The following is a 26,555-nucleotide window of genomic DNA, read 5'->3' on the forward strand; positions in this document are numbered from 1 at the left end:
GCCTGACGCGCGGCAGCACGGTGGCCCACATCGCGCGCGCGGCGCTGGAGAGCATCGCGTTCCAGAGCGCGGCGCTGCTCGACGCGATGAGCCGCGACGCGGTGGCCGCCGGCGGGCAGCCGGTCAGCGAGCTGCGCGTCGACGGCGGTGCCTGCGTCAACGACCTGCTGATGCAGTTCCAGGCCGACCTGCTGGGCATTCCGGTCGTGCGGCCGCAGGTGATCGAGACCACGGCCCTCGGCGCGGCGTGCCTGGCCGGACTGGGCTGTGGCCTCTACGCCGGCACCGACGAGCTGGCGGCGCAGTGGCAGGCCGAGCGACGCTTCCTGCCGACGATGCCGCGCGAGCGCGCGGCGGAGCGGATGGCGCGCTGGGAACGCGCGGTACGCCAGACGGTCGCTCCCTGACGCGGCCCGCGGCCGGCTTCGGGTTTTGCAGGAGATCGCGTCGCAGGGTCGTCGCGCAAGATGCCGACTCGCCCGCCCACACCCGCCTTGCCCGCGAGTCCACCACCGAGCCCCACCCACATGAGCAGCAGCAGCCACAGTACGCCCCGCGTCGTCAGCGAAGTCGCCCTCGACAACAGCTTCCAGGGCGACACCATCCAGACCTGCGTGGTCACCCGCGACATGCAGCGCACGCTGGCCGGCATGGTGAAGCTGGGCATCGGCCCGTGGCGCATCTACGAGTTCGGGCCGGAGACCTGCAGCGACATGACCTACCGCGGCCAGCCCGGCCGCTACCGCATGAAGCTCGCGCTGGCCTTCTCGGGCACGATGATGTGGGAGGTGATCGAGCCGATCACCGGGCCGAACATCTACGAGGACTTCCTGCGCGAACACGGTGAAGGCATCCACCACGTGGCGCAGGGCTGCAACGGTCTACCCTATGCCGAGCGCGTGGCCACCTACCTGGCGCGCGGCCTGGAACTGATCCAGTCGGGCACCTGGCAGGGCCGCGTGCCCTATGCCTACTTCGGCACCGAGGGTCTGATCACGACCACGATCGAGATCTTCGACATCCCGGCCGATTTCGCACTGCCCGAGCCGCTGGCCTGGTATCCGGCGCGCCCCTGAGTCACCGTGGGAGCGGGGTGACGGCTTCACGGACTTCGGCCGTGCGCACGCTGCTCCGGCTGCTGCACCTGCTCGGCGGCGTCGGCTTCGCCGGCGCGCTGGCGGCCCAGCTCGCGATCGCCTCGGTGGCGGCCGACACGTCGCCGCGCCTGCTGGCGGTGCGCGACATCGCTCTGTCGGTGTCGTCCACCGTCGTGTTGCCGGCACTCGGCCTGATGGTGCTGAGCGGCCTGCTGCTGCTCGCGCTGCGGCCGGCACTGATCGAGCAACGCTGGTTGATCGGCAAGTTGCTGATCGGCATCGCGGTCTGCGGCATCGCGCTCGTGCAGGTGCACGGTGCGGCACGTCAGGCCCGCACACTGGCCATGCAGGCACTGACCAGCCCCACCGACGCCACCACGACCGCCGCGCTGGCGACCGTGCTGCGCAGCGAGCGCCTCGGCGCGTGGTCGGTCCTGGCGCTCGCCGTCGTCGCCGTCTCGCTGGCGGTGTGGCGGCCTCGCCTCGGTCAGCGCGCAGAGCTCCCGACGACGCCCCCCTGAGGCCGGCCGTCGCCGCGGGCCCGGCCCGCAGCCCTCAGCGGATCGCGACCGGGTTGACGAGGCTCTGCACGCCGCCGGTCACGCGCACCGCGCTCAGCACGAACATGAACTCCCAGGCCCGGTCGCGGGCCAGTTCGGCGGTGTTCATGTTCTCGAGGATGTAGATGCCGTTCTTCGCCAGCAGGATCTGGTGCACCTCGAACACACCGGCATCCTTCTCGAACGGGATGGTCTCCAGCCCCCAGGTGTCGGCGCCGATCGCGAGCACCTGCTTGCTCGCAAGGTAGGCTGCGCCCTCGCGGCCCAGCCCCGGTTCGCCGGCGAGGTAGCGCTTGTCGTCCTGGCCCACCAGCGACAGCCAGCCGGTGTGGAACAGCACCACGTCGCCGGTGCGGATCTCGATGCCCTGGCGCTTGGCCTGCTCGTCGATCTCCTTGCGGTTGAACGCCGTGCCTTCGGGCACGACGTCGCGGCCGTAGTAGGCCGTCATGTCGAGCACGACACCGCGCGTCACGAACGGCGGGATCTTCTCGACGCCGAGCTTGCGCAGGCCGTCGACCTGCACGAACTCGCTGTTCTTGAAGCAGTTGTAGTAGACGTTGTCGATGCCGACATGGCCCAGCCCGTCGATCTGGCTGCCCACGCCCACCCAGCCGGCGTAGATGTCGTCGTTGTAGCTGGTCTTCGAGGGCCCGAGGGTCACGCCGCCGGCCTGGCCCGGAGACGTGACCGTGAGCGACCAGCCCCGCGGCGGATAGGCGGGCGATCTGGAGTTGGTCTCGGCGCCGAGCCGGTAGGTCTTGCCGGTCTTCACGAGCTTCGCGGCGTCGAGCGCGAGCTGCGGACTCAGCAGGTTGGCGGCGCCGATCTCATCGGTGGGACCGTACTTCGACTTGCACCACTCTTCGGCGTGGGCAAGGGCCTGGGTCGCCGAGGCGGCCAGGCCGAGGGCGATGGAAAGCGCAACCGCGCCGCGCCGCAGCGCCTTGTGCAGAACCATGGAGTCTCCTTGGTGGTGTCGCGGCGCTCGGCTGGCGCCGTCCGGGCTCGCGCGGACGATAGCCCGTCCGCCCCGGCCTTGCACGCGCCACCAAGGTTGTGCCGTGGTGCGACAGGCGGGCGCTGCGCGCTCAGGCACTGCCCGTCAGTGCGGGCAACTGCTTCGCCACCGCGTCCTTCTCACGCGTGCAGCTGCCACCGAGGGCGGCGCCCAGCAGACGACCGTCGGCAGCGCGGTAGTGGCCTCGCATGCCCGTGTCTTCCCGCTCGATGTGCCACTTGCCGCCGCCCGGCTGCAGCGGCGGAAAGAACACCGCCGGCCAGGCCGGCGTCTTGAGCACCACCGGCATGGCCGGGTAGACGACCGCCGTGCGCTCCCCGTTCAGCGTGCGTGCGAGGGCGCGCGCCGCATGCATGATGGGCATGATGAACGGCAGCAGCAGGCCGTCGACCTCGGCGCAGTCGCCCAGCGCGTAGATGTGATCGTCGCTGGTCTGCAGGTGGCGGTCGACGACGATGCCTCGGTTCACCGCCAGGCCGGCCTGCACGGCCAGTTCGGAGTTCGCCGCCAGGCCGATCGCCGACAGCACCGTGTCGGCCTCCAGCGTGCGGCCGCTCTCCATCGTGATCCGCAGGCCGCCAGGGATCGCGTCGATGCGCTCGACCGCCTCGGACAGATGCCAGCGCACCCCGGCCGCGGCGAGCCGTGCCTGGAACTCGAGCGCCATCGGGTCCGGCCAGAAGCGCGGCAGCGCACGCGGGGCGATGTCGATCACGTCGACGGCGTGGCCGGCCGCGGCGAGGTCGTTGGCGAACTCGCAGCCGACCAGGCCCGCACCGAGGATCACCACGCGCGGATGGCTTTCCAGGTGCCGGCGGAAGTGCTGGTAGTCGGCCAGGTGGTTGACGCTCAGCACGCGGTCGGCGGCATCGCCGGCAAGCCGAAGCCGGATCGGCCGCCCTCCGACAGCCAGGACCAGGCGGTCGTAGGCGAGATCGCGGCCCGCCACCTCGATCGTGCGCGCCGCACGGTCGATGCGCTTGACCGGGTGGCCGGCCAGGATCTCGATGCCGTAGTCGCCGGCCAACTGGGCAGCGGCCGCCGTGGCCAGGGCCGCCGGGGCCTTCTTCAGCGCGAAGGCGTTCGACAGCATCGGCTTCGAATAGAACGCGCCGTCATCCTCGGTGACGAGCGTGACCGCCACCCCTCGATCGAGCTTGCGCAGTTCCTTGGCCACCGTGTACCCGGCCAGGCCACTTCCAATCACGACGATGGGGCTCATTGCAGGGGTCCGAGAAGAGTGGAGAAAGGAGCAAGAGAGGCGATCCGTGGCATCGCCGGAGCGCGGTCGGCGCCCGCCGGTCGTCAGGCCGCGCTCGCCGCCAGCTCGGCCACGCCCGCGGTCGCCGCCGCGGTCTCGCGCTGCGGCCGGTAGCCCAGACGGGCGGAGATCTGCTGGGCCACGCTGACGACGGTGGGGGCGAGCAGCTTCAGGTTGCGCGGCTTGAAGCGGTCGGACGGACCGGAGACGCCGATCGCCGCGCACACGTGGCCCCCGGCATTCCAGATCGGCGCCGCGATGCCGCACACGCCGTCCCGCCATTCGCCGCGGTTGACGGCATAGCCCAGCTGGCGCTGCTTCTCGAGCTCGTTGCGCAGCTCGTTCGGCGTGGTGAGGGTGTAGGGCGTGAACGGCTTGAGCTCGAGCGAGATCTGGTCGATCAGCGATGCCGAGGCGTACGAAAGCAGCGCCTTGCCGGTGGCCACGCAGTAGGCCGGCGCCCGACCGCCGACCCGCGAATAGGCCCGCACCGGATGCGGGCTGTCGACCTTGTCGAGGTAGATCACCTCGGTGCCCTCGAGCACCGACAGGTGCACCGTCTCCCCCGACAGCTGGCACAGGCGCTCCATGTACTCGACCGCCACCGTCTTCAGGTCCAGCCGCCCCACCACCGCGGCGCCCAGTTCCCACAGCTTGAGCGTCAGCTCGTACTTGCCGCTCTGCTCGAGGTTGCGGACGTAGCCGCAGGCCACCAGCGTCTGAAGCAGCCGGTGCGCATTGCTCTTGGTCAGTCCCAGGTGCTTCGCCAGCTCCGTCACGCCCGTCAGCTGCGGGTGCGTCGCCAACGCCTCGATCACCTGGAGGCCCTTCACGAAAGTGGTGTCCATGCGTGTTCAGTGTCGTTCTGAATATTGATACTTTGTGCCAAGAGCTTAGGTCTGTGCCTGCGCGCTGTCAAGAACCCGGCCCGGCGCCACGCACCGATCCGACAGAACGATCGGTCCATCGTTTGCCTCCCATCTCATTGGAGATGCTTGATTTTCCGGACCTCCACGGCGCGGCGTAAGCGTATATCCGGATGCCGATCGATGTTGACACTGCGTCAGGCACTGCTAGCATTGTTTCACCAATTCGAAACGCTGTTCCATTATTTAGAACATCTTTGTCGACATCGATCGGCGGCACGCCCGGGCCGATCGAGCTTTCTGCACTCTTCCGTGGAGATCCAAGTGAAAGAGACCCTGATCCGAAACCTCTGGTACGTCGCAGGAACCAGCGACGAGTTCGCGCCCGGCCAGCTGGTCGGCCAGACGATCGTCGGCCTGCCGCTGGTGTTGTGGCGCCCGGAAGCGGGCGGCGAGGTCGTCGCCTTCGACGGCCGCTGCTGCCACAAGCGCATGCCGCTCGCCGCGGGCAAGCTGCTCGCCGACGGCACGCTCGAATGCGCGTACCACGGCCTCTGCTTCGACAGCGCTGGCAAGTGCGTGAAGATCCCGTCGCAACCGGGCCGCGCGATCCCCAGCCGCGCGAAGCTGCGGCCCTATCCGATCGTCGAACAGGACGGCATGGTCTGGATCTGGATGGGCGACGACGCGAACCCGGCGCTGCGCCCGCCGCGCATCCCCGAGCTCGCCAGTCCCGAATGGGAAGCCATCCGCGTGCAGAACGCCGAGGTGCCGACGAACTACCTGCTGCTGATCGAGAACCTGCTCGACATCAGCCACTTCTACCCGCTGCACGACGGCAACATCGGCGACATCGCCAACAGCGAGATCCCGGTCGAGTTCTCCCACGAAGGCGTCCAGGGCAATCGGTCGGTGACCTCGGTGCGCAAGGCCGAGTCCTACCGCCACCCGCCCTACCTAGAAGACTTCTTCGGCTACGAACTGGTCGACCGCCACCACTCCCACAGCATGATCTCGCCCGCGGCGATCCGCGTGGATCTGCGCTGCGCGCCGCCCGGGCGGCTGGAGACCGAGGAAGAACGAGGCTACATCCTCACGCACCTGATCACGCCGATCGACGAGCGCCACCACCGCTGGCGCGTCATCGCCGCCTGTCGCGCCGGCCACCGCTGGCCCGCCGATCCGAGCGTATCGACCGTCGCGCGCGTGGCCGAGAAGTTCCCCGGCGTGATCGCCCAGGACCTGTGGGCCCTGACCGAGCAGCAGAGGATGCTCGACCTGGCCGACACGCACTACCTCGGCGAGATGCACCTGCGCGCGGACACCGGCATCCTCAAGGCCCGCGAGATCGTGCGCGACATGGTGGCTGCCGAAGCTCAACCGGCGTCGCAGGCGGTCGCTGCATGAACTCCCTGAAATGGCGCTGCGTGCTGTGCGGCTTCGTCTACGACGAGGCGGCCGGCCTGCCCGAGGAAGGCATCGCGCCCGGCACCGCCTGGGCCGACGTGCCCGACAGCTGGAGCTGCCCCGACTGCGGGGCCAGCAAGGACGAGTTCGAGATGGTTCCCGCAGAGTGATCAAGCGCCGCGCACGCGGCGCCAGGCGGTCGGCCGGAGTCGGCCGATCAATGGCTGACATCGCTGCACCGGGCCGGCAGAGCCCGGGCAGGTCTGTCGGTGGTTTTCCCGAAAGGAGATCGAGGTGACAAACAAGCGACCTATCGCGTTCGACGCAACCCCCGACACCCTGCGCCGGAGCCTCGTGCTGTCCGCCGCGGCCGCGAGCGGGCTGGGCCTGCTGCCCGGCGCGATGCGCGACGCGCGAGCGCAGAGCTTCCCGCCGCTCGGCAACTTTCCGGCCGGCACCGAGGGCAACTCGGTATTCGTGGGCGTGTCGGTCCCGCTGACCGGGGCGTTCTCGGCCGAAGGCAAGGATCAGCAGCTCGGCTTCGAGCTGGCGTTCGAGCACCTGAACTCGGGCAAGCTGGCCGGCAAGATCCCCGAGCTCAAGGGCAAGGGTGTCCTGGGCAAGACCATCACCTTCGGCGTGGTCGATACGGAGGCCAAGGCCGAATCGGCGATCCAGGGACAGACCCGCTTCCTCCGCAACAACAAGGCGATCCTGATGACCGGCTGCTACAGCAGCGCGGTGACCGTCGCGCTCGGCAAGCTGGCGCAGCGCGAGAAGGTGCTCTACATGGCCGGTCCGGCCGGCTCGGACGACGTGACCGGCAAGGACTGCCAGCGCTACAGCTTCCGCTCGCAGCCCAGCACCACCATGGCCTCGCGCGCGCTGGCCCCGGTGCTGGCCGAGCGGCTGGGCAAGGGCAAGAAGGTGGCCTACCTGGTGCCCGACTACACCTTCGGCCACACGCAGTTCGAATCGATGGCGCGGCTGACCGAGCCGATGGGCTGGAAGACGGTGTCCAAGCAGGTCTGCCCGATCGGCACCGCCGACTTCAGCACCTACCTGCTCAACATCGCCAACAGCAGCGCCGACGTGTTTGTGAACTGCACGGTCGGCAACGATTGCTCGGTGTCCATCAAGCAGGCCAAGAACTTCGGCGTCATGAAGAACGCCGCCCTGGTGGTGCCGACGCTGCAGCCCTTCCTTGCGCAGCAGCTGGGCCCCGAGGTGACGCAGGACATCCTGGGCGTGATGGACTTCTGGTGGTCGCTGGCCGAGAGCAACGAGCTCGCGAAGCAGTTCGTCGACGACTTCCAGGCCAAGCACAACTACAAGCCCTACTGGCCGGCGCACATCGCCTACTCGCAGATGCTGATCTGGGCGGTGGCGGTGGAGCGCGCCAAGACCTTCTACCCGCCGGAGGTCATCAAGGCCCTCGAGGCGCGCGTGCCGATCAGGACCACGCTGGGCGACGTGATGTACCGTCCCGAGGACCACCAGCTGGTCCGTCCTGTCCCGGTGATGCGCGGCAAGAAGCCCTCCGAGATGAAGTCCAAGGACGACTACTACGAGGTGATCAAGATGATCCCCGGCGCCGACGCCGTGACGCCGCTCGACCAGGGCACCTGCAAGATGGGCGAACTCACCTGAGGTTCCGCGGCAGCGCGACCGCCGCCGCAGCGCGCCGGTCCGCCGCCGATCCGCCCGATCCATCCGACCCGCCCGCTGCCGCTCACGCGGCGGGCCCATGGAGGCTCCCATGCCACCTCTCCCTCTCGTCATATCGCAGGTGTTCCACGGCCTGGTGCTCGGCGGCACGCTGGCGCTCGTCGGCTGCGGCCTGACCATCATCCTCGGGACGCTCGGCCTCGTGAACTTCGCGCACGGCGCGTTCTTCGCGATCGGCGCCTACGCCGGCTGGCTGGCATTCGAATGGACCGGCTCCTACCTGGCCGCCGTGGTGATCGGCGCGGCCGTGACCTGCGCCTTCGGCTTCGTCATCGAGCGCGGACTGATCAGCCGCTTCTACCAGCGGCCCCACGAGGACCAGATCCTGCTGACCTTCGGCCTGGGCATCGTCATCGTGGAGGCGCTGCGCGCCATCTTCGGCGGCGTCGGCCGCGCGATGCCGTCGCCCGACTGGGCCGCCGGCGCCGTGTCGATCGGACCGGTGATCTACCCGGAATACCGGCTGGTGGTGTTCGGCATCGCCGCGCTGTCGCTGCTGGTGTTCTACCTGCTGCTCTACCACTCCCGGCTCGGCCTGATCGTGCGCGCCGCGATCGAGGACACGCTGATGGTGCGCATCCTCGGCCTGCGTGCGGCGCAGATCAAGGCGGTGGTGTTCGCGATCGGCGTGCTGGCCGTCGGGCTGGCCGGCGTGGTGATGGCGCCGATCGTCTCGATCAACCCGGACGTCGGCGCGCGCTTCATGGTGCAGTCCTTCGTGGTGGTGGTGATCGGCGGTCTGGGGTCCTTCCCCGGCGCCATCATCGGCGGCTTCATCGCCGGCCAGATCCAGACGCTGACGGCGATCTTCGAGGCCGCCTACAGCGACGTGGCGCTGTTCCTGACCATGGTGGCGATCCTGGCGGTCCGCCCGCGCGGCCTGATGGGCGTGGAGGGACGGAAATGACGGCGCAACAACTGGCCGCCCGCGCGGGCGGCGTGCGGCGGCTGGCGGTCTCGCTACCGACCGAGTGCTGGATCGTCCTCGCGCTCGCGCTGATGCCCTTCCTGCTGCTTGCCGGCGGCGGCTCGGTCGACACCGCGATCCGCATCCTGCTGTGGGGCATCTTCGGCCTGGGCTTCGACATCCTGTTCGGCTACGCCGGCATGCTGTCGTTCGGCCAGGCGGCGTTCTTCGGCACCGGCAGCTTCGTGACCGCCTACCTGCTGGTCAGCGGGCTGGTGACGAACTTCCTGCTGGCGATCGGCGCCGGCGTGGTGGCGTCGATGCTGTTCAGCGTACTGGTCGGGATGGTGGCGCTCAAGCGCGTGGGCATCTACTTCTCGATGATCACCTTCGCGATCGGCGAGCTGTGCTTCTTCATCCAGCACTCGGTGCTGTCGCGCTGGACCGGCGGCGACAACGGCCTGCCCGGCGTGCCGCATCCGGTGTTCCAGTTCGGCGACCGCAGCTTCGAGCTCGCCTCGGGTTGGGGCATGTATGCGGTGATCGCGACGATCTTCGTCGCCACGTTCTGGTTCGCGCGACGCGTGGTGACCTCGCCGTTCGGCCGGGTGCTCAACGCCACGCGCATCAACCCCGAGCGCACGCTGGCGGTGGGGCACGACGTGCAGCGCTACAAGATGGCGGCCTTCGTCGTGGCGGCCGGTTATGCCGGCCTGGCGGGCACGCTGATGGGCATCTTCCAGAGCTACGTGGGCCCCGATGCGTTCGCGCTCGACACCTCGGGCCAGGTGGTCATGCAGACGGTGGTCGGCGGCGTGCGCACGCTGATCGGCCCGCTGGTCGGCGCGGCGGTGTGGATCTACCTGCGCGACATCCTGCAGCAGATCCCCGGCATCGGCGGCATGTGGAAGCTGATCCTCGGCGCGCTGTTCATCCTGGCCGTCACGACGATGCGACGCGGCATCGTCGGCGAGATCCAGCACGTCTTCTACAAGCGGCGGATGGCGGCGGCCGCGGCCGCGGCGGCCGCTACCGAGAAGCTCGCCGCGTTCGCGCCGGCGGCACCGCCGGCCGACTTCTTCGCCGCGGCGGCGGGCACGGCCACGGCGTCGCCGCGCGCAGCCGCCTCGGACGACGGCGTGCCGGCGATCGAGGCACGCCACATCCGCAAGCAGTTCGGCGGCCTGGTGGCGCTGGAGGACGTGTGCCTGTCGGTGCGCGAGGGCGAGATCATGGGCCTGATCGGCCCGAACGGCGCCGGCAAGAGCACGCTGTTCCGCATCCTCACCGGCGAGATGCCGGCCACCAGCGGCGAGGTGCATTTCCGCGGCAGGAACATCACCGGCGTGGGTGTGCGCGAGGCCTGCGCGATGGGCATCAGCAAGAGCTACCAGATCGTGCAGGTCTACCCCGAGCTCAGCCTGCGCGAGAACCTGCTGGTGCCGCTGCTGGCGCGCCAGCGCGGCGCGTTCCGCTTCGACGTGATGGCCTCGGTCAAGCGCGATGGCGAGCTGATGAAGGACGCCGACCGGCTGCTGGCGATGATGGGCCTGTCCGACCGACTGGGCGGGCCGGTGTCCGACCTGTCCTACGGCGAGAAGCGCCGGCTCGAGATCGGCATCGCGCTGGCCACCCAGCCCGACGTGCTGCTGCTGGACGAACCGCTGGCCGGCCTCAGTCCCGAAGAGCGCGTGCAGGTGGTGGGCGTGATCAAGGCGGCCAGCATCGGGCGCACCACGCTGGTGGTCGAGCACGACATGGACGCGCTGTTCGGCCTGGCCGACCGCATCGCCGTGCTGCACATGGGTCGCAACCTCGCCGTCGGGCCGCCGGCGGAGATCCGAGAGAACCCGATCGTCCACTCCGCCTACATGGGAGGTCGCGATGAAGACTGACCTGCTCTCGCTGCGCGACGTCAACTCCTGCTACGGCGAATCGCATGTGCTGCACGACATCAACCTGCGCGTCGCCGAGGGCGAGGTGGTCGCGCTGCTCGGCCGCAACGGCTCGGGCAAGACCACCACGCTGAAGACCGTGATGGGGCTGCTGGAGCCGAAGTCCGGCGTCATCGAATATGCCGGTCGTGCGCTGCGCGACGCCTCGCCGGAAGGCCGGGCGCGCGCCGGCATCCAGCTGGTGCCGGAAGACCGCCGCGTGTTCGCCGGCCTGACGGTGGAGGAGAACCTGGTCCTCGCCGCGATGGGCTGCGCCAAGCCGCTGACCATCGACGCGATGTACGAGGTGTTCCCGCGCCTGGGCGAGCGCAAGAAGTCGCACGGCCGGCATCTGTCGGGCGGCGAGCAGCAGATGCTGTCGATCGCGAGGGCGCTGATCCAGTCGCCGCGCCTGCTGATGCTCGACGAGCCGTTCGAGGGGCTGGCACCGATCATCGTGCGCGCGCTGATGGAAGTGGTGGGCCGGCTGGCGAAGGAAGGCCAGACGATCGTGATCGTCGAGCAGAACGTCAAGGCCTGTCTGACGCTGGCCGACCGCGTCTACCTGCTCAGCAACGGCCTGGTGGTCCATGAAGGCTCGGCCAAGGCGCTGATGGACGACAAGGAGACGCAGAAGCGCCACCTCTCGGTCTAGGGCCGGTCGCACCCGCCGACGGCCCGGTGACCCGCGAACGATGTTTGATTCAGTAGGAGCGGATATGTCAGTTGATTCCTTTCGACCCCTCGCAGGCCTCAGGGTGCTCGAGTTCGGCCAGATCGTCACGGTGCCGTTCTGCGGGATGCTGCTCGCCGACCTGGGCGCCGACGTGGTGAAGGTCGAGAACACCGACGGCGGCGACGGCATGCGCCAGTGGCCGCCGCTGATGCGCGCCGCGCCCGACGCCGAGGCCTACAGCGGCAACTTCGCCTCGCTCAACCGCAACAAGCGCAGCATCGCGGCCAACCTCAAGGATCCGGCCGACGTGGCACGCGTGCGCGACCTCTGCGCGGCGGCCGACATCGTGCTGGAGAACTTCCGCCCGGGCGTGATGCAGCGCCTGGGTCTGGGCTACGAAGCGCTGCGCGAGCGTCGCCCGCAGCTGGTGTACTGCTCGGTCACCGGCTACGGCCAGGACGGCCCCTATGCGAAGAAGGGCGCCTTCGACGTGACGGTCCAGGCCATCAGCGGGCTGATGAGCGTGACCGGCGAGAACGACAGCATCCCCGTGAAGTGCGGCGTGCCGGTGGCCGACTTCACCGCCGGACTCTATGCGGCCTATTCCATCCTCGCAGCCATCATGGAAGTGCGTCGCACCGGCGTCGGCACGCAGATCGACTGCTCGATGCTCGGCTGCATGCTGGGCATCTCGGCGCTGCAGATCAGCGAGTACTTCGGCACCGGCCGGGCGCCGCAGCGGCTCGGCTCGGCCCACCCGCGCAATGCGCCGTACCAGCCTTCGAGGGCAGCGACAAGCCCTTCGTGATCGCCGCCGGCAACGACAAGCTGTGGGGCGAGGTGTGCGCGGCGGTGGGTCAGCCGCAGCTTGAGGCCGACGCGCGCTTCGTGACGCAGACCCTGCGGGCGGCCAACCAGCGCGAGCTCGCCGCGCTGCTGCAGCCGCACTTCGCGCGCCGCAGCGCGGCCGACTGGCTGGCCGAGTTCGACCGGCGCGGTGTGCCCTGCGCACCGATCAACGACTTCGCCGACATCCTGGCCGACCCGCACGTCAAGGAGCGCGGCTGGGTCGCCGAGCTCGAGCTGCCCAACGGACTGAAGACGCCGACGATCGGCTTTCCGGTGCACATCGCAGGCTACGAGTTCTCGGTCGACGCCCGTCCGCCGCGTCTGGGCGAGCACACCGAGGCCGTCGCCCGGGAGTGGTTGCGATGAGCGAACTCGCGCTGCTGTCGCCGCCCACCGCCGAGGGCGTGCGCACGCTGCGCCTCAACCGTCCCGACAAGGCCAACGCCCTGTCGGCGGCCCTGGTCGACCATCTGCACGCCAGCCTCGACGCGATCGGCCCGGAGACCCTGGCGCTGGTGATCCGCGGCGAGGGCCGCAACTTCTGCGCGGGCTTCGATTTCACCGGCTACGAGCAGTTGTCCGAAGGCGACCTGCTGCTGCGCTTCGTGCACATCAACGAACTGCTCGCGCGACTGCGCCAGGCGCGCTTCCTCACCATCGCCTGGGTGGCCGGCGCAGCCTTCGGCGCCGGCGCCGACATCGCCTGCTCGTGTGCCGTTCGCATCGGCACGCCGGCGGCGCGGTTCAGGTTCCCCGGCTTCCAGTTCGGCGTCGCGCTCGGCACGCGGCGTCTCGCGACCATCACCGGCGCCGAGCGCGCACGCGCCATCCTGCTGCACAACGAGGAGCTGGATGCCGCGGCGGCGCTGCATTGCGGGCTGCTCACCGAACTCGTGGAGGCCCAAGGGCCGGAAGCACGGGTCGATGCCCTGGTGGAATCGACCCGCAAGCTCGATGCGGCCAGCCTGCGCAAGCTGTTCGCGCTGACCGATGCGGACACCGCCGACGCCGACCTCGCGGACCTGGTGCGCAGCGTCGGCCGCCGCGGCCTGCATGCGCGGGTGGCCGCCTACCGTCGCGCCTGAGACCGCGCGGCGGTCCTTGTCCCCACCGCGGCGCGGCGCCGGTCGCGGCTCCTAAACTGCCGCCATGCCCCTTCCGCACCTGCTGCTCGCCCTGGCCGTGGTCGCGGTCTGGGGCACCAACTTCGTCGTCATCAAGTGGGGCCTGGCCGAGCTGCCGCCGCTGCTGTTCACGACGCTGCGCTTCGCGCTGTCGGCGTTCCCGCTGCTGCTGTTCATCAAGCGACCGGCCGTACCCTGGCACAAGCTGGCCGGCTTCGGTGCGCTGCACGGCCTGGGCCTGTTCGGGCTGATGCTGTATGCGATGCGCGCCGACATCTCGCCGGGTCTGGCCTCGCTGGTGATCCAGACGCAGGTGTTCTTCACCATCGTGCTTGCGATGCTGCTCGACGCCGAGCGGCCGCGGCTGCTGCAGGGGCTGGCCCTCGGACTCGCGGTCACCGGCATGGCGCTGATCGCCGGCCACATCGACCAGCACAGCATCACCGCGCTGGGCCTGGTGCTGGTGCTCACGGCCGCCTTGTGCTGGGCCGGCGCCAACATGGTGGCCCGGTCGGTCGGCCGGGTCGACATGCTGGGCTTCATGGTCTGGATCAGCGTGTTCGCCGCGCCCGCGCTGGCGCTGCTGAGCCTGCTGATCGAGGGCCCGGCGCGCATCGCCACGAGCCTGTCGCAGGCCAGCGCCGGCGCCTGGGCCGCGGTGGCGTGGCAGGCGCTGGGCAACACGCTGTTCGGCTACGGCGCGTGGAACTGGCTTCTGGCGCGCCACCCGGCCGCGACCGTGGCGCCGGCTGCGCTGCTGGTGCCGGTGTTCGGCATGGCGGCCTCGTCGCTGCTGCTCGGCGAGAGCCTGCCCGGCTGGAAGCTGGGCGCGACCGCGCTGGTGCTGGGCGGCCTGGCGCTCAACACGCTGGCCAGCCGAGCCACGCGCCGGGCCGCCACGAGCGAGCGCTTCACCGAATCCGTCTCCTGAGAGGCCCGCATGATCGAACTCCACCATGCGCCCAGCACCGCGGCGATGGCACCGCACATCCTGCTGACCGAGATCGGCGTGCCCTTCGTGCTGCGGCCGGTCGACACCGCGGCGCAGGCGCACCGCTCGCCGGCCTACCTGGCGCTCAACCCGAACGGCCGCGTGCCGGTGCTGGTCGACGGCGACCTGGTGCTGTACGAGAGCGCCGCGATCTGCCTGCATCTGGTCGACCGCCATCCGCAGGCGGGTCTGGCGCCGCCGCCGGGCAGCGACGAGCGGGCGCACTTCTACAAGTGGCTGGTGTGGCTGACGAACACGCTGCAGGCGACGCTGATGGTGTTCTTCTACCCCGAGCGCTGGCTCACCGACGGCAACGACGCGGGCGCTGCCGAGCTCAAGAGCTGCGCCGAAGGCCGAACCGGTGCGCTGCTCGATCTGCTGGAGGCCGAACTGCAGCGCCACGGCGGGCCATGGCTGCTCGGCGCACGCTACAGCGCGGTCGACGCCTATGCGCTGATGCTGTGCCGCTGGACGCGCCACTTCGCGCATCCGGCCCGCGTGCGGCCGGCGCTGGGGACCTACCTCCAGCGCGTGCTCGACCGACCCGCGGTGCGGCAGGTGTTCGAACGCGAGGGACTGGCGCTGCCCTGGGTCTGAGCGGCGCAGGCGGCGGCTCAGTCGCCGGGCGTGGCGGCGCTCGCGAGCGCCTCGTCCCAGAACGAGGCCTCGATCTTGTGGCCGTCGAGATCGCGCACGAAGCAGCCGTAGTAGGGTGCGCCGTAGTGCGGGCGCGGGCCGGGCGGGCCGTCGCCACGGGCACCCGCCGCCACCGCCGCCGCGTAGAAGGCATCGACCTGAGCGCGGCTCGCCGCCAGGAAGCCGACGTGGCTGCCGTTGCCCACCGAGGCCGGCGCGCCGTCGATCGGTGTCTGCAGCCAGAACTCGGGGTAGACCTTGCTGTACGCCGCGGCGCCGGAGTGCTCCATCAGGCGTCGCACGCCGAGCGTGGCGAGCACCGCGTCGTAGAAGTCGCGCGCCGACTCGAAGCGGTTGCTGCCGATCGAGACATGGGAGATCGCACTCGGGTTGTCGTCGCTCATCGCTGCCTCCTTCGGTGCCCGACCGCCTGCATTCAGCCGCCCAGCACTGCGGCCATCGCCTCGGCGACCGTCTGCACGTTGCCGGTGTTGAGCCCGGCCACGCACATGCGGCCGGAGCGCACCAGGTAGACGGCATGCCGCTCGCGCAGCAGGTCGACCTGGGCCGCGCTCAGGCCGGTGTAGCTGAACATGCCGCGCTGGCTGAGGAAGTAGCCGAAGTCCCGACCCGGCAGGCGGGCGGTGAGGGCAGCGTGCAGCGCGCGGCGCATCGCCAGGATGCGGTCGCGCATCGCGGCGAGCTCGCCTTCCCACTGGGCCCGCAGCGCCGGCTCGCCGAGCACCAGCGCGGCCAGCTGGCCGCCGTGGATCGGCGGGCTGGAATAGTTGCGGCGTACCGTGGCGCGGAGCTGCCCGAGCACGTTGTCGGCCTGCGCGGCATCGGGGCAGACGACGCTCAATGCGCCGACCCGCTCCCCATACAGGCTCATGCTCTTGCTGAAGGAGTTGGCGACGAAGAAGCTCAGGCCGGCCGAAGCCAGCGCGCGCACCGCGTGGGCATCGGCCTCGATGCCGTCGCCGAAGCCCTGGTAGGCCAGGTCCAGATAAGGCAGCAGCTGCCGCTCGCGCAGCACCGGGATCAACGCCTCCCATTGCGCGGCGCTCAGGTCGACGCCGGTCGGGTTGTGGCAGCAGGCATGCAACAGCACGATGCTCCGGGGCGGCAGCCCGCGCAGCGCGGCGAGCATGGCGTCGAACTTCAGCCCCCCCGTCGCCGGGTCGTAGTAGGGTAGGTGTTCACCGTCAGGCCTGCGCCCTCGAACATCGCGCGGTGGTTGTCCCAGGTCGGATCGCTGACCCAGACCGCGCTGCCGGGGAAGTAGCGCACGAGGAAGTCGGCGCCGACCTTGAGCCCGCCGCTGGAGCCGACCGACTGGATCGTCGCGATGCGCCGGCCGGTCACCGCCTCGTGGCCGGCGCCAAACAGCAGGGCCTGCACGGCGTTGCGCAGATTGGCAGCGCCCTCGATCGGCAGGTAGGACTTGGTGCCGCCGCGCGCCAGCAGTTCGGCCTCGGCGCGCTGCACCGAACCCAGCACCGGGATGCGGCCGGCATCGTCGAAGTAGATGCCGATGCTGAGGTTGACCTTGCCCGCGCGCGGATCCTTCTGGAAGTCTTCGTTGAGGCTCAGGATCGGGTCGCCGGGATAGGCTTCGACGTGCTGGAACATGGCGGCGGGGGGTGAAGACGGAGGAGGCCGGATTATCGAGGCAGCCCTGGCGGATCGGAACAAACCCTGAGGCCGCAGCATCCCCTCGCTTCACCGCGGAGCACCCGCGCAGCACAGCTCGCGCCGTGGCCGCGACGTCACACTGACGGAATCCGTCGCCCGACCGGCGGAATGGCCGCACCGGGGCCGCAGGTTCGTGCATTTCTGGGCAAGGGCCGCGCCTTTCCGGCCCGCGCGGCGCCGACGGCCGATCGTGGCCCTGCACTTGCAATGGCAGCCGGCACAACACGCCGCCCGCCCGGGTCTCGTCATCGAAGGCCCGGGACGACGCGCCACGAGGAGACATGCTCATGATCGGAGTCGACAAGTCGCTGCTGCGCCACCTGTTGCTGGTCGACGGGCCGTGGGAGATCGGCGACTATCAACTGGACCTTCGCAAGCGCCGTTGCGACGTGTGGATCGGTCCGCAGGTGGAGCGCGGCTGGTTCGGCCGCCCGAAGAAGGGCGTGCCGGTGCGCATGCAGCAGCACATGTGGCAGCACCTGTCGCTCGGGACAGTGCGCTTCTTCCTGCACGTGTCGATCCCGTCGACCTCGGAGGTCGACAAGCTGCCGTGGATGGGCGACCCGGGCATGCCCTTCACCACGGCGCTGGCGCAGCAGGTGTTCGCCTTCTTCAACGAGGGCGTGTCGCTGCAGGCGATCTGCAGTCTGATGAAGTTGTCGCTGAATGACGTCTGGCGCTATCGCTTCGCGCTCGACAACGGCCGTGCCCAGGTGCAGGCCGCGGCGAACCTGCGCCACCGACGCGCACCGACACCGCGAACGCCGCGACGCCACCGGCCGCGGTGGCTGCCACGCTGCCGAACGCCATGCCCGACGCCACCGGCGACGTGCCCGACGTCACCGACCCGATCTGGCTGCGGCTCGCCAACGGCGACCTGCAGCTCGACATCCGCGTGCTGAGCCTGAAGCTGATGCTCACGCGGGTGCGCTCGCAGCTCGACCTCATCTCCGACGACGAGGTCCGCCTGCTGAAGCTGCGCGACCTGCACCGCTATTTCGTGAAGAACGAGCGGGTGCTGTCGCACGAGCTGGCGCAACTGAAACTAGGATGAGGCCATGACCGCACGACCCTCATCGTCGCTGCGCCCCGCCACCGGCGCGCTGATGTCCGTCGAGGAAGCCGGCGTGCTGCTGCGCAGCCACGGCCGCTACATGGTCGCCGGCGAGGAGGCACTGCTGCGCCGGCTGCCGCGTGGCCGCTGGATCGGCGGCAGCATCCCCTACTTCATGGGCCAGGACGGCGGGCGCACCACACGTGACCAGGTGTTCGTCGCGGCGCTGCCCGGCGCTGCCCTCGAGTCGACGCTGCGCTGGTACGACGCGAAGAGCCTGCCGAACGTGTGCGTCGACGGCCCGGCCAATGGCTACTCGCTGATCATCATTCCGGCCTTCTCGGCCGTGCACTCGCAGTTCGCGCGCGAGGCGCCGCAGTACGAGGACATGTACCTGAAGCCGCTGCTCGGGTGGATCGCCGGCATCCACCTCGACGATCTCGGCAAGGCGACACCGGTCGTCGTGAACGGCGAGACCGGCGAGTTCGACGGCGAGCGTGCGCTGGTGATGCACCTGCCGTTGCCCGAGGATCAGCTGGCACGGCTGGACATCGTCAACCTGTTCGAGCAGGGCGACGGTGATCGCATCCGCTTCACCGAAGCCGGGTTCCACGCGCACGACTGCCTGGTCAACGGCAAGCCGGTCAACTTTGCCGATTACCTGCAGCGCAACGCGGTCGACACGCGCTGGCCCCTGGTGGCCGACTACTCCGGCGCGATGGTCAACGTGTCGTTCAAGGGCATCGACGAGGCCGACCACCGCGTCGACTTCTACGCTCCGGTGTTCGACGACATCGAGTACCGTTTCGCGCGTCCGATGGACAACTACGAACAGGCGCTGGTCGGTGCGCTGCCCGCCGACAGTGGGCAGGTCGGCTGGAGCTGCAACTGCATCCTGAACTACCTGTATTCCGAACTCGAAGGCAAGCGCACCGGGCCCATCACCGGGCCGATGACCTTCGGCGAAGTGGCCTACCAGCTGCTGAACCAGACCATGGTCGTGCTGTCGATCGACCGCGGCTGAGCGCGCGCGACCTCAGGCGGCGAGCGCGGCCTCGATGTCGCGCGTCAGGCTCTCGGGCTTGTCGGTCGGCGCATAGCGCCCGAGGACGCGGCCGTCGCGCCCGACGAGGAACTTGGTGAAGTTCCACTTGATCGCCCGCGTCCCGAGCAGGCCCTTGACCTCGCCGGTGAGCCACCGGTAGAGCGGATGGGCACCGGCGCCGTTGACCTCGACCTTGGCCATCATCGGGAAGCTGACGCCGTAGTTCAGCTGGCAGAAGCTGGCAATCTCGTCGTTGCTGCCGGGATCCTGCCCGCCGAACTCGTTGCTCGGAAAGCCGAGGACCGCCAGCCCACGCTCGCCGTAGGCCTGCCACAGCGACTGGAGACCGGCGAACTGCGGCGTGAAGCCGCAGGCGCTGGCGGTGTTGACGATCAGCAGCACCTTGCCGCGGTAGTCGGCCAGCGAGACGGTCCGGCCGTCGATGGACCGGGCCTCGAAATCGTAGATCGTGGTGGTGATCATGCAGGACTCCCGGTAGGCCGCGCGGTGGTGATTGCGCCAATGCTAGGCCCGGCCGGTGCGCGCCGACATCCGGCACTTCGCTCGGCGTGGGATTGACGCGCCCGCCAGCGCAGCGGAGCATGCGATCCATGCGCGAACCGCTCCGCCTCCCATGCCCCAGCCCGTCGTGACCCCGAGGCACCGCGTGGCACTGGTGGGATTCAGTGCCTTCGAGCAGCAGGCGCTCGAGAGCTATTTCCGGCTGGCAGCGGGCCAGACGCCCGCCTTCGAGCCGGCCGCCTCGCTGGCCGACAGCGACTTCTGCGTGGTCGATGGCGATCGGCCGGCCGCCGTCGAGGAGGTGCGCGCCGCCGCCCGCATGGCCGCAGCCGTGTTCATCGGCCAGCAGGTGCCGGACGGCGCGGTGATGCACCTGCACCGCCCGATCGACGCACGACAGGTGGCGCGCGCGCTCGAGACCCTGATGCTGGCGCGCCAGGCGGTGGCCGACCCCTATGCGCCGAAGACCGCCGCCGCGCGTCCGGCCCGGCGGCCGCGCGCCGCGGACGAGACGCACTTCGACATCGATGTGCTGGTGGTCGACGACATCGACATCGCGCGCCGGCTCCTGCAGGTGCAGCTGCAGAAGCTGGGCTGCCGCGTCACGACGGCGGTGAGCGGCGCCGACGCGCTCGAGCGCCTCCAGACATCGCACTTTCGCATCGTCTTCAGCGACGTGGAGATGAAGGACATGGACGGCCTGGCGCTGTGCCAGCAGATCAAGCAGCGCCGCAAGGGCGCGCCGACGGTGGTGCTGGTCAGCGCCCAGTCGACGCCCAGCGACCGCGTGCGCGCGACGATCGCCGGCGCCGACGGCTTCCTCGGCAAGCCGATCGACGCGGCCGAGCTGGTGACGGTGCTGCGCACCTGCAGCAACCGGCGGCGGCGCGCCCGCTAGACCGTCGGGCTAGCGCCCGCGCAGCTGCCGCATCAGCGCCACGCCGGTGCCGCGGTTCACGAAGTGCGTGGTGGCCACGCGCTCCAGGTCCACCTCGCCGGCCCGGTACAGCCCGGCCCGGACCATCTTGTCGTGGAAGTCACGGATGCGCTCCGGCTTCATCGCGCCGATGCCCAGCGTCTGCGCATCGCCCGAGTCGACGATGCCCAGTTCCTTCATCAGCCCCACCGAGCGGGCAATGGTCTCGGCCCGCATGTCCGGGTTGTCGCGCAGGATCAGCGCGTCGCCCGGGCGGCGGTCGCCGTACAGGTAGGTGACCCAGCCGACGATCGACGCATCGACGAAGCGCCGCACCAGCTCGGGCTTGCGCGCCACCGTCTCGGCCGTGGTCTCGATCAGCGTCGAATAGGTCGAGAAGCCGTGGTCGGCCAGCAGGAAGGTGAGCGGCTTGAAGCCGCCCTGCTGCTCGATCGAGACCGGCTCCTCGACCGCATAGCCCTGCTGGATGCTCTTCGGGTTGGCGAGGAAGGGGCCGACGTTGTAGGCATAGGGGCGCAGCTGCTCGTCGCGAAAGCCGTGTTCGCTCTTGAGCCAGGCCCACCAGGTGAATTGCGCGTCCTTCGCGATCCAGGCCACCGGCGCCTTCTTCAGGTCTTCGAAGCCGCGCACCCCTTGGCCGGGATGGGCGAACAGCGCCTGCGGGTCCTTCTGGAACATCGCGGCCACCACGACGGTGGGCACGCCGTTCTTCACGTTGTCGAAGCTGTGCAGCAGGTTGCCGGTCATCAGGAAGTCGATCCGGCCGGCCGGCAGCAACGGCCGGTTGTTGACCTGCGGTCCGCCCGGGCGGATCTGCACGTCGAGACCGTACTTCGCATAGGTGCCGTCGGCCAGCGCCTGGTAGAAGCCGCCGTGCGCGGCCTGCGCCTTCCAGTTGGTGGCGAACACCACCTTGTCGGCGGCCCGCACGGGCGCGGCCGCCGCGCACAGCGCCGCCAGCAACAGGGAGCGGCGTTTCATCGGGACGGACATGTGGCGGCGGCAAGGAGTCGCGGGGACCGCCATCGTGCCAGTACCGGGCGCCTCGTGCCGGCGCGCGCAGCGTCCTGCCGCTGCGCGGTGAAGACGGGAGTGGGGAGGGATCAGCGGTTCAGGCGTTGCCGAGCCGGGCGACGCTGGCCGCCACGGCTTCGTGCAGCAGCGCGGCGTCGAGTCCGGCCAGCGGCCCGAGCGTCGCGCTTGCGCGGGCGAGCATGTCCTCGCCCTGGCCTTCGAGCGCCGCGTCGACGGCCGCCCCGAGAGCGAGCAGGCGCTGCACCGACAGCGGTTCGGTCAGCCACGGTGCCGCGAAATCGTCGCCCTCCGGCGCAACCAGGGTGCGCAACGCCATCGGGCGCAGCCGCACGCTGGCGGCCACGTCACCGGCCAGGCCCCAGGCCTGGCAGAGCGCGCCGCCCAGGGCGGCATGGTTCAGGCCATAGGTCACCGCCTCGGCCTCGAGCTGCACCAGCGGGTTCGGGGTGGTCGCCACCAGCGCCTCGTAGCCGGGTGCGTCATGGCCCACCAGGGCCGCCTGACCGCTTTCGGCGAACAGGCCCGCTGTGTGAGCGAGCCAGGGATCGATGTCGAGCGTGGGGGCCGCACGGCCCATCGCCAGCCCGCGGCGGCCGGCGCGCGCCCACAGCGCAGTCAGCAGAGGGCTGGGCGGGAAGGCGCCGCGCAGGCCGATCTCGAAGGTCAGCCCCGCGACTTCCCGGGTGCCGAGGTAGCGGACCGCCTCGGGCACCGACTCGACCCGCCGCAGCAGGCCGAACAGCGCCGAATTGACGGTGCGGACGACGGCCGAGGCGAGCGCCATGTCGGTCTCGATCAGTCCGCCGATGGACTGCAGGTTCGCATCCTCGTCGTGCATCAGCAGCGACAGCTGCACCAGGGTCTGCGGGCAGGCCGGCAGGTCGATGTCAAGGGCGCGCAGGGCGTTGTCGATGGCCATGGGCGCGATCCTAGGCGCAAGCACGAATCCAGTAAGCCTGCAGCAGCGCGCCTTTTGCAGTGCTTCTAGAGTGCTTGCAACTTGTTCCGTGAAGGATTTGCGCATGACCAGCCTGTTCGATCCGATCCGCCTCGGCGACATCGAGCTCCGCAACCGCATCGCGATGGCGCCGCTGACGCGCAACCGCGCCGTCGCCGGGCGCGTGCCGTCGCCGCTGGCCGTCGAGTACTACCGCCAGCGCGCCGATGCCGGCCTGATCGTCACCGAGGCCACCCAGATCTCGCCGCTGGGCCAGGGGTATCTCGACACACCGGGGATCTACAGCCGCGAGCAGGTCGAGGGCTGGAAGGCCGTGACCCGTGCGGTGCACGAGCGCGGCGGCAAGATCGTGGTGCAGCTCTGGCACGTCGGACGGATCTCGCACGTCTCGCTGCTGCCCGAGGGCGAGGTGCCGGTCGCGCCGTCGGCGATCACCGCGAAGAGCAAGACCTTCACCCGCAACGGTTTCGAGGACGTGTCGGCACCACGCGCGCTGGCGCTCGCCGAGTTGCCCGGCATCGTCGAGCAGTACCGCGTGGCGGCGCGCAATGCCATCGAGGCCGGCTTCGACGGCGTCGAGGTGCATGGCGCCAACGGCTATCTGCTCGAGCAGTTCCTGCGCGACAGCACCAACCACCGAACCGACGCCTACGGCGGCTCGATCGAGAACCGTGCGCGCCTGCTGCTCGAGGTGATGCGCGCCGTGACGGCCGAGATCGGCGCCGGCCGCACCGGGTTGCGCCTGTCGCCGGTGACGCCCGCCAACGACGCCGCACTCGACTCGGATCCGCAGGCCTTGTTCAACCACGTGGCCGAGCAACTGGCGCCGCTGAAGCTGGCCTTCCTGCACGTGATCGAGGGCGCGACCGGCGGCCCGCGCGACGTCGCGCCGTTCGACTATGCGGCCTTGCGCGCCCGGGTGAAGGCGCCGTGGATCGTGAACAACGGCTACGACCGCGACATGGCGATCGAGGCGGTGGCGGATGGCCGGGCGGATGTCGTGGCCTTCGGCCGGCCCTTCATCAGCAACCCCGACCTCGTGCAGCGACTGCGCGTGGGCGCACCGTTCGCGGCGCTCGACCGCGACACGCTGTACGGCGGCGGCGCCAAGGGCTACACCGACTATCCGGCGCTCCAGGCCCCGTGAGGCGGCCCGCCGGGGCGGCGACGGGCCGCTGCTCCGGCGGCCGACGGCGATCGTCGCGTCGGGTCCCCTCGCGGAGGGGTCGACCGCGTTGGGGTATTCCACGTGTCGGGCGTGACTTACGATCCGTGCACCTTGTCCACGTCGCAGCTCGCCCGACGCCGCCATGCCTGAACTGGGTGCACTCATCCGACAGCTGCAATCGCAATTCGTGCGCAGTGCCGAGCCGCACCGCGTGTTCGATGCCTTGCTGCCCGAACTGCTGCGGCTCGGCGAGAGCGAGTACGGTTTCATCGCCGAGGTCTGGCGCCAGCCCGACGGCACGCCCTACCTGAAGATCTTCACGCTGAGCAACATCGCGTGGGACGCCGCCTCGCGCGAGCAGGTCGAGCGCCAGCGCGTCGCCGGCATGGAGTTCCACAACCTGAAGACGCTGTTCGGCGCAGCCCTGGTGACCGGCGAGACCGTGATCGCCAACGACGCCCCGAACGATCCGCGCCGCGGCGGCGGCCTGCCGCAAGGCCACCAGGCGCTGAACACCTTCCTCGGCGTGCCGCTGCACTACGGCAGCGAGCTGGTCGGGATGATCGGCCTCGCGAACCGGCGGCCAGGCTACGACCGCGCCCTGCTGGACGCGCTCGACCCGCTGTTCCAGAGCATGGCCGGCATCATCGCGTCGGTGCAGCTCGACCGCCAGCGGCGGGCCGCCGAGTCCGCATTGCGCGCCAGCGAAGAACGCTGGCGCCACAGCTTCGAGATGGCCGGCGCCGGCATCGCCCAGACCGGTGCCGACGGGCGGCTGCTCGAGGTCAATGCGCGCTTCTGCGAGATCGTGGGCCGCTCGCGCGACGAGCTGCTCGCGGGCAGTTTCCGCGAGCTGACGCATCCCGACGACCTTGCCGACGACGAGGATCTGCTGCGCCGCCTGGTGGCCGGGCAGGTGCTGCGAGAGAACCGCGAGAAGCGCTATCTGCGGCCCGACGGCACGACGCTGTGGGTGCAGCTCACCGTCACGGCGGTGTTCGACGCCCTGGGTCGCTTCCAGCACACCGTCACGGTGGCGCTCGACATCGACCAGCGCCGCCGTGCCGAAGCGGCGCTGCAAGAGCGCGAGGCACTGTTCACGAAGCTGGCCGATCGGGTGCCGGGCGTGCTGCTGCAGTTCAATGTCGACGCGCAAGGCGTCGCGCGCGTGCCCTACGCGAGCCGCGGCCTGCGCGAGCTGTTCGAACTCGACCCGGACGGCGCCGTGCGTGACGATGCGCGCCTGATGATCGAACGCGTGGCCAAGGGCCAACGCAAGCGGGTGTGGGAGACGCTGGAGCGCGCCGGCCAGCGGCTCGAACCCTGGGCGATCGAGTTCGAGGTCGATCTGCCGTCACGCGGACGGCGCGCGGTCGAGGCCCAGGGATCACCCGAGCGGCTGCCCGATGGCAGCACGACCTGGCACGGCTACATCCGCGACATCACCGACCGCAAGCAGGCCGACGCCGCGCTGATGAACGCCCAGGCGGCGGCGCGCGCGAACGAGGCCAAGACCGAGTTCCTGTCGCGCATGAGCCACGAGCTGCGCACGCCGCTCAATGCGGTGCTCGGCTTCACGCAGTTGCTGCTGGGCGATCCTTCGGCGCCGCTGCAGGACGGCCAGCGGGCGCGCCTCGGCCACATCGAGCGCGCCGGCCAGCATCTGCTGGCGATGATCGGCGACGTGCTCGACCTGTCGCGCATCGAGACCGGCAGCCTGCCACTGCAGCCTCAGCCGGTAGGATTGAGCGCGCTGGTCAGCGAGTCCTTCGCGCTGGTGCTGCCGACGGCGCACGCCAGCGGCGTGACGCTGATCCGGCGCGGCCCCGGCGACCTGCACGTGACCGCCGACCCGATGCGGCTGCGCCAGGTGCTGGTCAACCTGCTGAGCAACGCGGTCAAGTACAACCGCTCGGGCGGCCAGGTCGTGGTGGAGACCGAGGGCCTCGACGAGCACACCGTGCGCATCGCCGTGACCGATACCGGCATGGGGATGACGCCGGCACAGCAACTGCACCTGTTCGAGCCCTTCAACCGGCTCGGCGCGGAGCGCAGCAGCATCGAAGGCACCGGGCTGGGTCTGGCGATCACGCTGCGGCTGGTGGAGTTGATGGACGGCCGCATCAGCGTGCACAGCCAGCCCGGCAGCGGTTCGACCTTCCATGTCGAGCTGCGCCGTGCGCCCGCTCCACCCGGCACCCCGGCGGCCACGGGCCAGACAGTGCCGGATCCGTCCATGCCTGCGGCCTCCGACAGCGCACCGCACAGCGTGCTGTACGCCGAGGACAACCGGCTCAACATCGAACTGGTGCAGCAGCTCCTGCTGTTGCGCAGCGGTTGCGAGTTGCGCGTCGCGTACACCGGCCGCGAGGCGATCGAGAGTGCGCGCCGCACGCCCCCCGACCTGCTGCTGATCGACATGCACCTGGGCGACATGACCGGACTCGAGGTCCTGGATGCCCTGCGCGACGACGCAGCGCTGGCCCAGGTGCCCCGCATCGCACTGTCGGCCGACGCGCAACCGCAGGTCGTGCGCGCCGCGCGTGAACGCGGCTTCGATGAGTACCTCACCAAACCGGTCGACGTGGCCGAGCTGCTGCGCTGCCTCGATCGCCATCTGTCGATCCGGCGGGCTGCGCGCTGACCACGCCAGCCGCGGCAGCGATGTGCTGCAGCGTCTGCTTCGGGGGAATGAAAAAGAAAGGGGGCGGGACGTGGTGGTCAGGGCTCGCTCTCATCCACCCCGACCCGCCCGCCCCCTCTTGGACGTCAACCGGTCCGCAACCTTTGACGTGCCGGCGCCGCGGGCACCACACCCCAGGGCAGCGTGAGCTGACCGGGCGCGTTGCGGGCAGGCAGCACCGGCCCCCGGCCGGATCGCTCGGCACTGATGCCCTTGTCACGTGATCCGCTGAAGGCAGCGGTCGCGGCAAGCTTGAAGCGCGGAGCGATCATGGTGGGGGCGTGATGATGTGTTGGCTGTGAATGATGTCGGCTCAGCGAGCGCTGCGCCACTCGCTGGGTGCGCAATCGCCGCCGGCCAGCACCGCATGCAGCGGCCGGGCGCCGCTGCCGGGACCGCCG

At 70.1% G+C, this 26,555-nt stretch carries 25 protein-coding genes and 2 pseudogenes; 19 read left to right on the plus strand and 8 right to left on the minus strand.

All coding sequences use genetic code 11. The features are described 5' to 3' along the window. The 3 genes from x551_RS06185 to x551_RS06195 form a co-directional block, all read left to right on the plus strand. A partial coding sequence (locus x551_RS06185) for an FGGY-family carbohydrate kinase (protein ID WP_036247875.1) occupies positions 1-407 on the plus strand: 407 nt, incomplete at its 5' end. 120 nt (positions 408-527) lie between these two features. After that, positions 528-1,076, plus strand: a complete 549-nt coding sequence (locus tag x551_RS06190) for a VOC family protein (RefSeq protein ID WP_036234213.1) — start codon at positions 528-530, stop codon at positions 1,074-1,076. Positions 1,077-1,117: 41 nt separating this feature from the next. Then, the gene (locus x551_RS06195) at positions 1,118-1,618 is read left to right on the plus strand and encodes a hypothetical protein (RefSeq protein ID WP_036234216.1); all 501 of its coding nucleotides are present in this window, start codon (positions 1,118-1,120) and stop codon (positions 1,616-1,618) included. 34 nt (positions 1,619-1,652) lie between these two features. Here the strand turns inward: x551_RS06195 and x551_RS06200 are convergent, their stop codons facing one another. The 3 genes from x551_RS06200 to x551_RS06210 all read right to left on the minus strand — a co-directional run bounded on the left by x551_RS06200 (position 1,653) and on the right by x551_RS06210 (position 4,787). Further along, complete coding sequence (locus x551_RS06200) at positions 1,653-2,618, minus strand: cyclase family protein (RefSeq protein ID WP_011831241.1); 966 nt, start codon at positions 2,616-2,618, stop codon at positions 1,653-1,655. Between the two features lie 130 nt (positions 2,619-2,748). After that, positions 2,749-3,900 carry an FAD-dependent oxidoreductase gene (locus x551_RS06205; protein ID WP_011831242.1) on the minus strand — a complete coding sequence of 384 codons (1,152 nt, stop codon included), beginning with the start codon at positions 3,898-3,900 and terminating at the stop codon, positions 2,749-2,751. A gap of 83 nt (positions 3,901-3,983) precedes the next feature. After that, positions 3,984-4,787: an IclR family transcriptional regulator gene (locus x551_RS06210; protein WP_011831243.1), complete on the minus strand. Its 804-nt coding sequence runs from the start codon at positions 4,785-4,787 to the stop codon at positions 3,984-3,986. A 342-nt stretch (positions 4,788-5,129) separates the two neighbouring features. Here x551_RS06210 and x551_RS06215 point away from each other — a divergent pair, with 342 nt between their 5' ends. The 10 genes and pseudogenes from x551_RS06215 (at position 5,130) to x551_RS06260 (ending at position 15,018) form a co-directional block, all read left to right on the plus strand. Beyond that, positions 5,130-6,212, plus strand: coding sequence for a Rieske 2Fe-2S domain-containing protein (locus x551_RS06215; protein ID WP_036234225.1), 1,083 nt, complete (start codon positions 5,130-5,132; stop codon positions 6,210-6,212). Further along, positions 6,209-6,382: a rubredoxin gene (locus tag x551_RS06220; protein WP_011831245.1), complete on the plus strand. Its 174-nt coding sequence runs from the start codon at positions 6,209-6,211 to the stop codon at positions 6,380-6,382. The genes x551_RS06215 and x551_RS06220 overlap by 4 nt, the downstream gene beginning before the upstream one ends. Before the next feature lie 124 nt (positions 6,383-6,506). Further along, positions 6,507-7,862: a substrate-binding protein gene (locus tag x551_RS06225; RefSeq protein ID WP_081771236.1), complete on the plus strand. Its 1,356-nt coding sequence runs from the start codon at positions 6,507-6,509 to the stop codon at positions 7,860-7,862. 109 nt (positions 7,863-7,971) lie between these two features. Then, a complete protein-coding gene (locus x551_RS06230) occupies positions 7,972-8,847 on the plus strand; it encodes a branched-chain amino acid ABC transporter permease (RefSeq protein WP_011831247.1) in 876 nt (291 codons plus the stop codon). Beyond that, positions 8,844-10,742 (plus strand): branched-chain amino acid ABC transporter ATP-binding protein/permease, encoded by a 1,899-nt coding sequence (locus x551_RS06235; RefSeq protein WP_011831248.1) that lies wholly within the window; start codon positions 8,844-8,846, stop codon positions 10,740-10,742. The genes x551_RS06230 and x551_RS06235 overlap by 4 nt, the downstream gene beginning before the upstream one ends. Then, on the plus strand, positions 10,732-11,436 hold the full coding sequence (locus x551_RS06240; protein WP_011831249.1) for an ABC transporter ATP-binding protein: 705 nt from the start codon (positions 10,732-10,734) through the stop codon (positions 11,434-11,436). Before x551_RS06235 ends, x551_RS06240 begins: the two co-directional genes overlap by 11 nt. 145 nt (positions 11,437-11,581) lie before the next feature. Further along, positions 11,582-12,672: pseudogene (locus x551_RS06245) on the plus strand (CoA transferase). Next, a complete protein-coding gene (locus tag x551_RS06250; RefSeq protein WP_036230970.1) occupies positions 12,669-13,391 on the plus strand; it encodes an enoyl-CoA hydratase/isomerase family protein in 723 nt (240 codons plus the stop codon). The pseudogene x551_RS06245 and the gene x551_RS06250 overlap by 4 nt, the downstream one beginning before the upstream one ends. A gap of 64 nt (positions 13,392-13,455) precedes the next feature. Further along, entirely contained in the window at positions 13,456-14,361 is a 906-nt protein-coding gene (locus x551_RS06255; protein WP_036230967.1) for an EamA family transporter, read from the plus strand. Positions 14,362-14,370: 9 nt separating this feature from the next. Then, positions 14,371-15,018, plus strand: coding sequence for a glutathione S-transferase family protein (locus tag x551_RS06260; RefSeq protein WP_011831253.1), 648 nt, complete (start codon positions 14,371-14,373; stop codon positions 15,016-15,018). 17 nt (positions 15,019-15,035) lie between these two features. Here x551_RS06260 and x551_RS06265 read toward each other — a convergent pair whose 3' ends face one another. Both x551_RS06265 and x551_RS06270 read right to left on the minus strand, forming a co-directional pair. Next, positions 15,036-15,461 (minus strand): VOC family protein, encoded by a 426-nt coding sequence (locus x551_RS06265; RefSeq protein ID WP_036230965.1) that lies wholly within the window; start codon positions 15,459-15,461, stop codon positions 15,036-15,038. A 32-nt stretch (positions 15,462-15,493) separates the two neighbouring features. Continuing rightward, a pseudogene (locus x551_RS06270) lies at positions 15,494-16,689 on the minus strand (amino acid aminotransferase). Between the two features lie 350 nt (positions 16,690-17,039). Here x551_RS06270 and x551_RS06275 point away from each other — a divergent pair. From x551_RS06275 to x551_RS06280, 3 genes are read left to right on the plus strand one after another with little or no spacing between them, the layout of a single operon-like run. Further along, a complete protein-coding gene (locus x551_RS06275) occupies positions 17,040-17,654 on the plus strand; it encodes a hypothetical protein (protein ID WP_216701305.1) in 615 nt (204 codons plus the stop codon). Further along, the gene (locus x551_RS26435) at positions 17,582-17,806 is read left to right on the plus strand and encodes a hypothetical protein (RefSeq protein ID WP_051511870.1); all 225 of its coding nucleotides are present in this window, start codon (positions 17,582-17,584) and stop codon (positions 17,804-17,806) included. The genes x551_RS06275 and x551_RS26435 overlap by 73 nt, the downstream gene beginning before the upstream one ends. A gap of 4 nt (positions 17,807-17,810) precedes the next feature. Beyond that, positions 17,811-18,830, plus strand: coding sequence for a hypothetical protein (locus x551_RS06280; RefSeq protein ID WP_036230962.1), 1,020 nt, complete (start codon positions 17,811-17,813; stop codon positions 18,828-18,830). 12 nt (positions 18,831-18,842) lie between these two features. Here x551_RS06280 and x551_RS06285 read toward each other — a convergent pair whose 3' ends face one another. Then, a complete protein-coding gene (locus x551_RS06285) occupies positions 18,843-19,334 on the minus strand; it encodes a glutathione peroxidase (protein ID WP_011831258.1) in 492 nt (163 codons plus the stop codon). A gap of 151 nt (positions 19,335-19,485) precedes the next feature. On the opposite strand from x551_RS06285, the gene x551_RS06290 reads away from it, so the two are divergent. Continuing rightward, a complete protein-coding gene (locus x551_RS06290; protein ID WP_011831259.1) occupies positions 19,486-20,271 on the plus strand; it encodes a response regulator in 786 nt (261 codons plus the stop codon). 9 nt (positions 20,272-20,280) lie between these two features. Here x551_RS06290 and x551_RS06295 read toward each other — a convergent pair whose 3' ends face one another. Both x551_RS06295 and x551_RS06300 read right to left on the minus strand, forming a co-directional pair. Next, the gene (locus tag x551_RS06295) at positions 20,281-21,291 is read right to left on the minus strand and encodes an ABC transporter substrate-binding protein (protein WP_231497565.1); all 1,011 of its coding nucleotides are present in this window, start codon (positions 21,289-21,291) and stop codon (positions 20,281-20,283) included. 130 nt (positions 21,292-21,421) lie between these two features. Next, positions 21,422-22,264, minus strand: a complete 843-nt coding sequence (locus x551_RS06300) for an HDOD domain-containing protein (RefSeq protein WP_051495616.1) — start codon at positions 22,262-22,264, stop codon at positions 21,422-21,424. 103 nt (positions 22,265-22,367) lie between these two features. Between x551_RS06300 and x551_RS06305 the strand changes: the two genes are divergently transcribed. Both x551_RS06305 and x551_RS23350 read left to right on the plus strand, forming a co-directional pair. Then, positions 22,368-23,450, plus strand: coding sequence for an alkene reductase (locus x551_RS06305; protein WP_011831262.1), 1,083 nt, complete (start codon positions 22,368-22,370; stop codon positions 23,448-23,450). Between the two features lie 163 nt (positions 23,451-23,613). Then, a complete protein-coding gene (locus x551_RS23350) occupies positions 23,614-26,115 on the plus strand; it encodes an ATP-binding protein (protein WP_051495615.1) in 2,502 nt (833 codons plus the stop codon). The last annotated feature ends 440 nt before the right edge of the window (positions 26,116-26,555 follow it).

The sequence above is a fragment of the Methylibium sp. T29 genome (assembly GCF_000576205.1).
In the GTDB taxonomy this organism is placed as follows: domain Bacteria; phylum Pseudomonadota; class Gammaproteobacteria; order Burkholderiales; family Burkholderiaceae_C; genus Methylibium; species Methylibium petroleiphilum.

Coding starts and splice junctions, on each gene's coding strand:
- x551_RS06190 (WP_036234213.1), top strand. CDS start 528: ATGAGCAGCAGCAGCCACAGTACGCCCCGCGTCGTCAGCGAAGTCGCC.
- x551_RS06200 (WP_011831241.1), bottom strand. CDS start 2,618: ATGGTTCTGCACAAGGCGCTGCGGCGCGGCGCGGTTGCGCTTTCCATC.
- x551_RS06205 (WP_011831242.1), bottom strand. CDS start 3,900: ATGAGCCCCATCGTCGTGATTGGAAGTGGCCTGGCCGGGTACACGGTG.
- x551_RS06210 (WP_011831243.1), bottom strand. CDS start 4,787: ATGGACACCACTTTCGTGAAGGGCCTCCAGGTGATCGAGGCGTTGGCG.
- x551_RS06220 (WP_011831245.1), top strand. CDS start 6,209: ATGAACTCCCTGAAATGGCGCTGCGTGCTGTGCGGCTTCGTCTACGAC.
- x551_RS06230 (WP_011831247.1), top strand. CDS start 7,972: ATGCCACCTCTCCCTCTCGTCATATCGCAGGTGTTCCACGGCCTGGTG.
- x551_RS06235 (WP_011831248.1), top strand. CDS start 8,844: ATGACGGCGCAACAACTGGCCGCCCGCGCGGGCGGCGTGCGGCGGCTG.
- x551_RS06240 (WP_011831249.1), top strand. CDS start 10,732: ATGAAGACTGACCTGCTCTCGCTGCGCGACGTCAACTCCTGCTACGGC.
- x551_RS06250 (WP_036230970.1), top strand. CDS start 12,669: ATGAGCGAACTCGCGCTGCTGTCGCCGCCCACCGCCGAGGGCGTGCGC.
- x551_RS06255 (WP_036230967.1), top strand. CDS start 13,456: ATGCCCCTTCCGCACCTGCTGCTCGCCCTGGCCGTGGTCGCGGTCTGG.
- x551_RS06260 (WP_011831253.1), top strand. CDS start 14,371: ATGATCGAACTCCACCATGCGCCCAGCACCGCGGCGATGGCACCGCAC.
- x551_RS06265 (WP_036230965.1), bottom strand. CDS start 15,461: ATGAGCGACGACAACCCGAGTGCGATCTCCCATGTCTCGATCGGCAGC.
- x551_RS06275 (WP_216701305.1), top strand. CDS start 17,040: ATGATCGGAGTCGACAAGTCGCTGCTGCGCCACCTGTTGCTGGTCGAC.
- x551_RS06280 (WP_036230962.1), top strand. CDS start 17,811: ATGACCGCACGACCCTCATCGTCGCTGCGCCCCGCCACCGGCGCGCTG.
- x551_RS06285 (WP_011831258.1), bottom strand. CDS start 19,334: ATGATCACCACCACGATCTACGATTTCGAGGCCCGGTCCATCGACGGC.
- x551_RS06290 (WP_011831259.1), top strand. CDS start 19,486: ATGCCCCAGCCCGTCGTGACCCCGAGGCACCGCGTGGCACTGGTGGGA.
- x551_RS06295 (WP_231497565.1), bottom strand. CDS start 21,291: ATGAAACGCCGCTCCCTGTTGCTGGCGGCGCTGTGCGCGGCGGCCGCG.
- x551_RS06300 (WP_051495616.1), bottom strand. CDS start 22,264: ATGGCCATCGACAACGCCCTGCGCGCCCTTGACATCGACCTGCCGGCC.
- x551_RS06305 (WP_011831262.1), top strand. CDS start 22,368: ATGACCAGCCTGTTCGATCCGATCCGCCTCGGCGACATCGAGCTCCGC.
- x551_RS23350 (WP_051495615.1), top strand. CDS start 23,614: ATGCCTGAACTGGGTGCACTCATCCGACAGCTGCAATCGCAATTCGTG.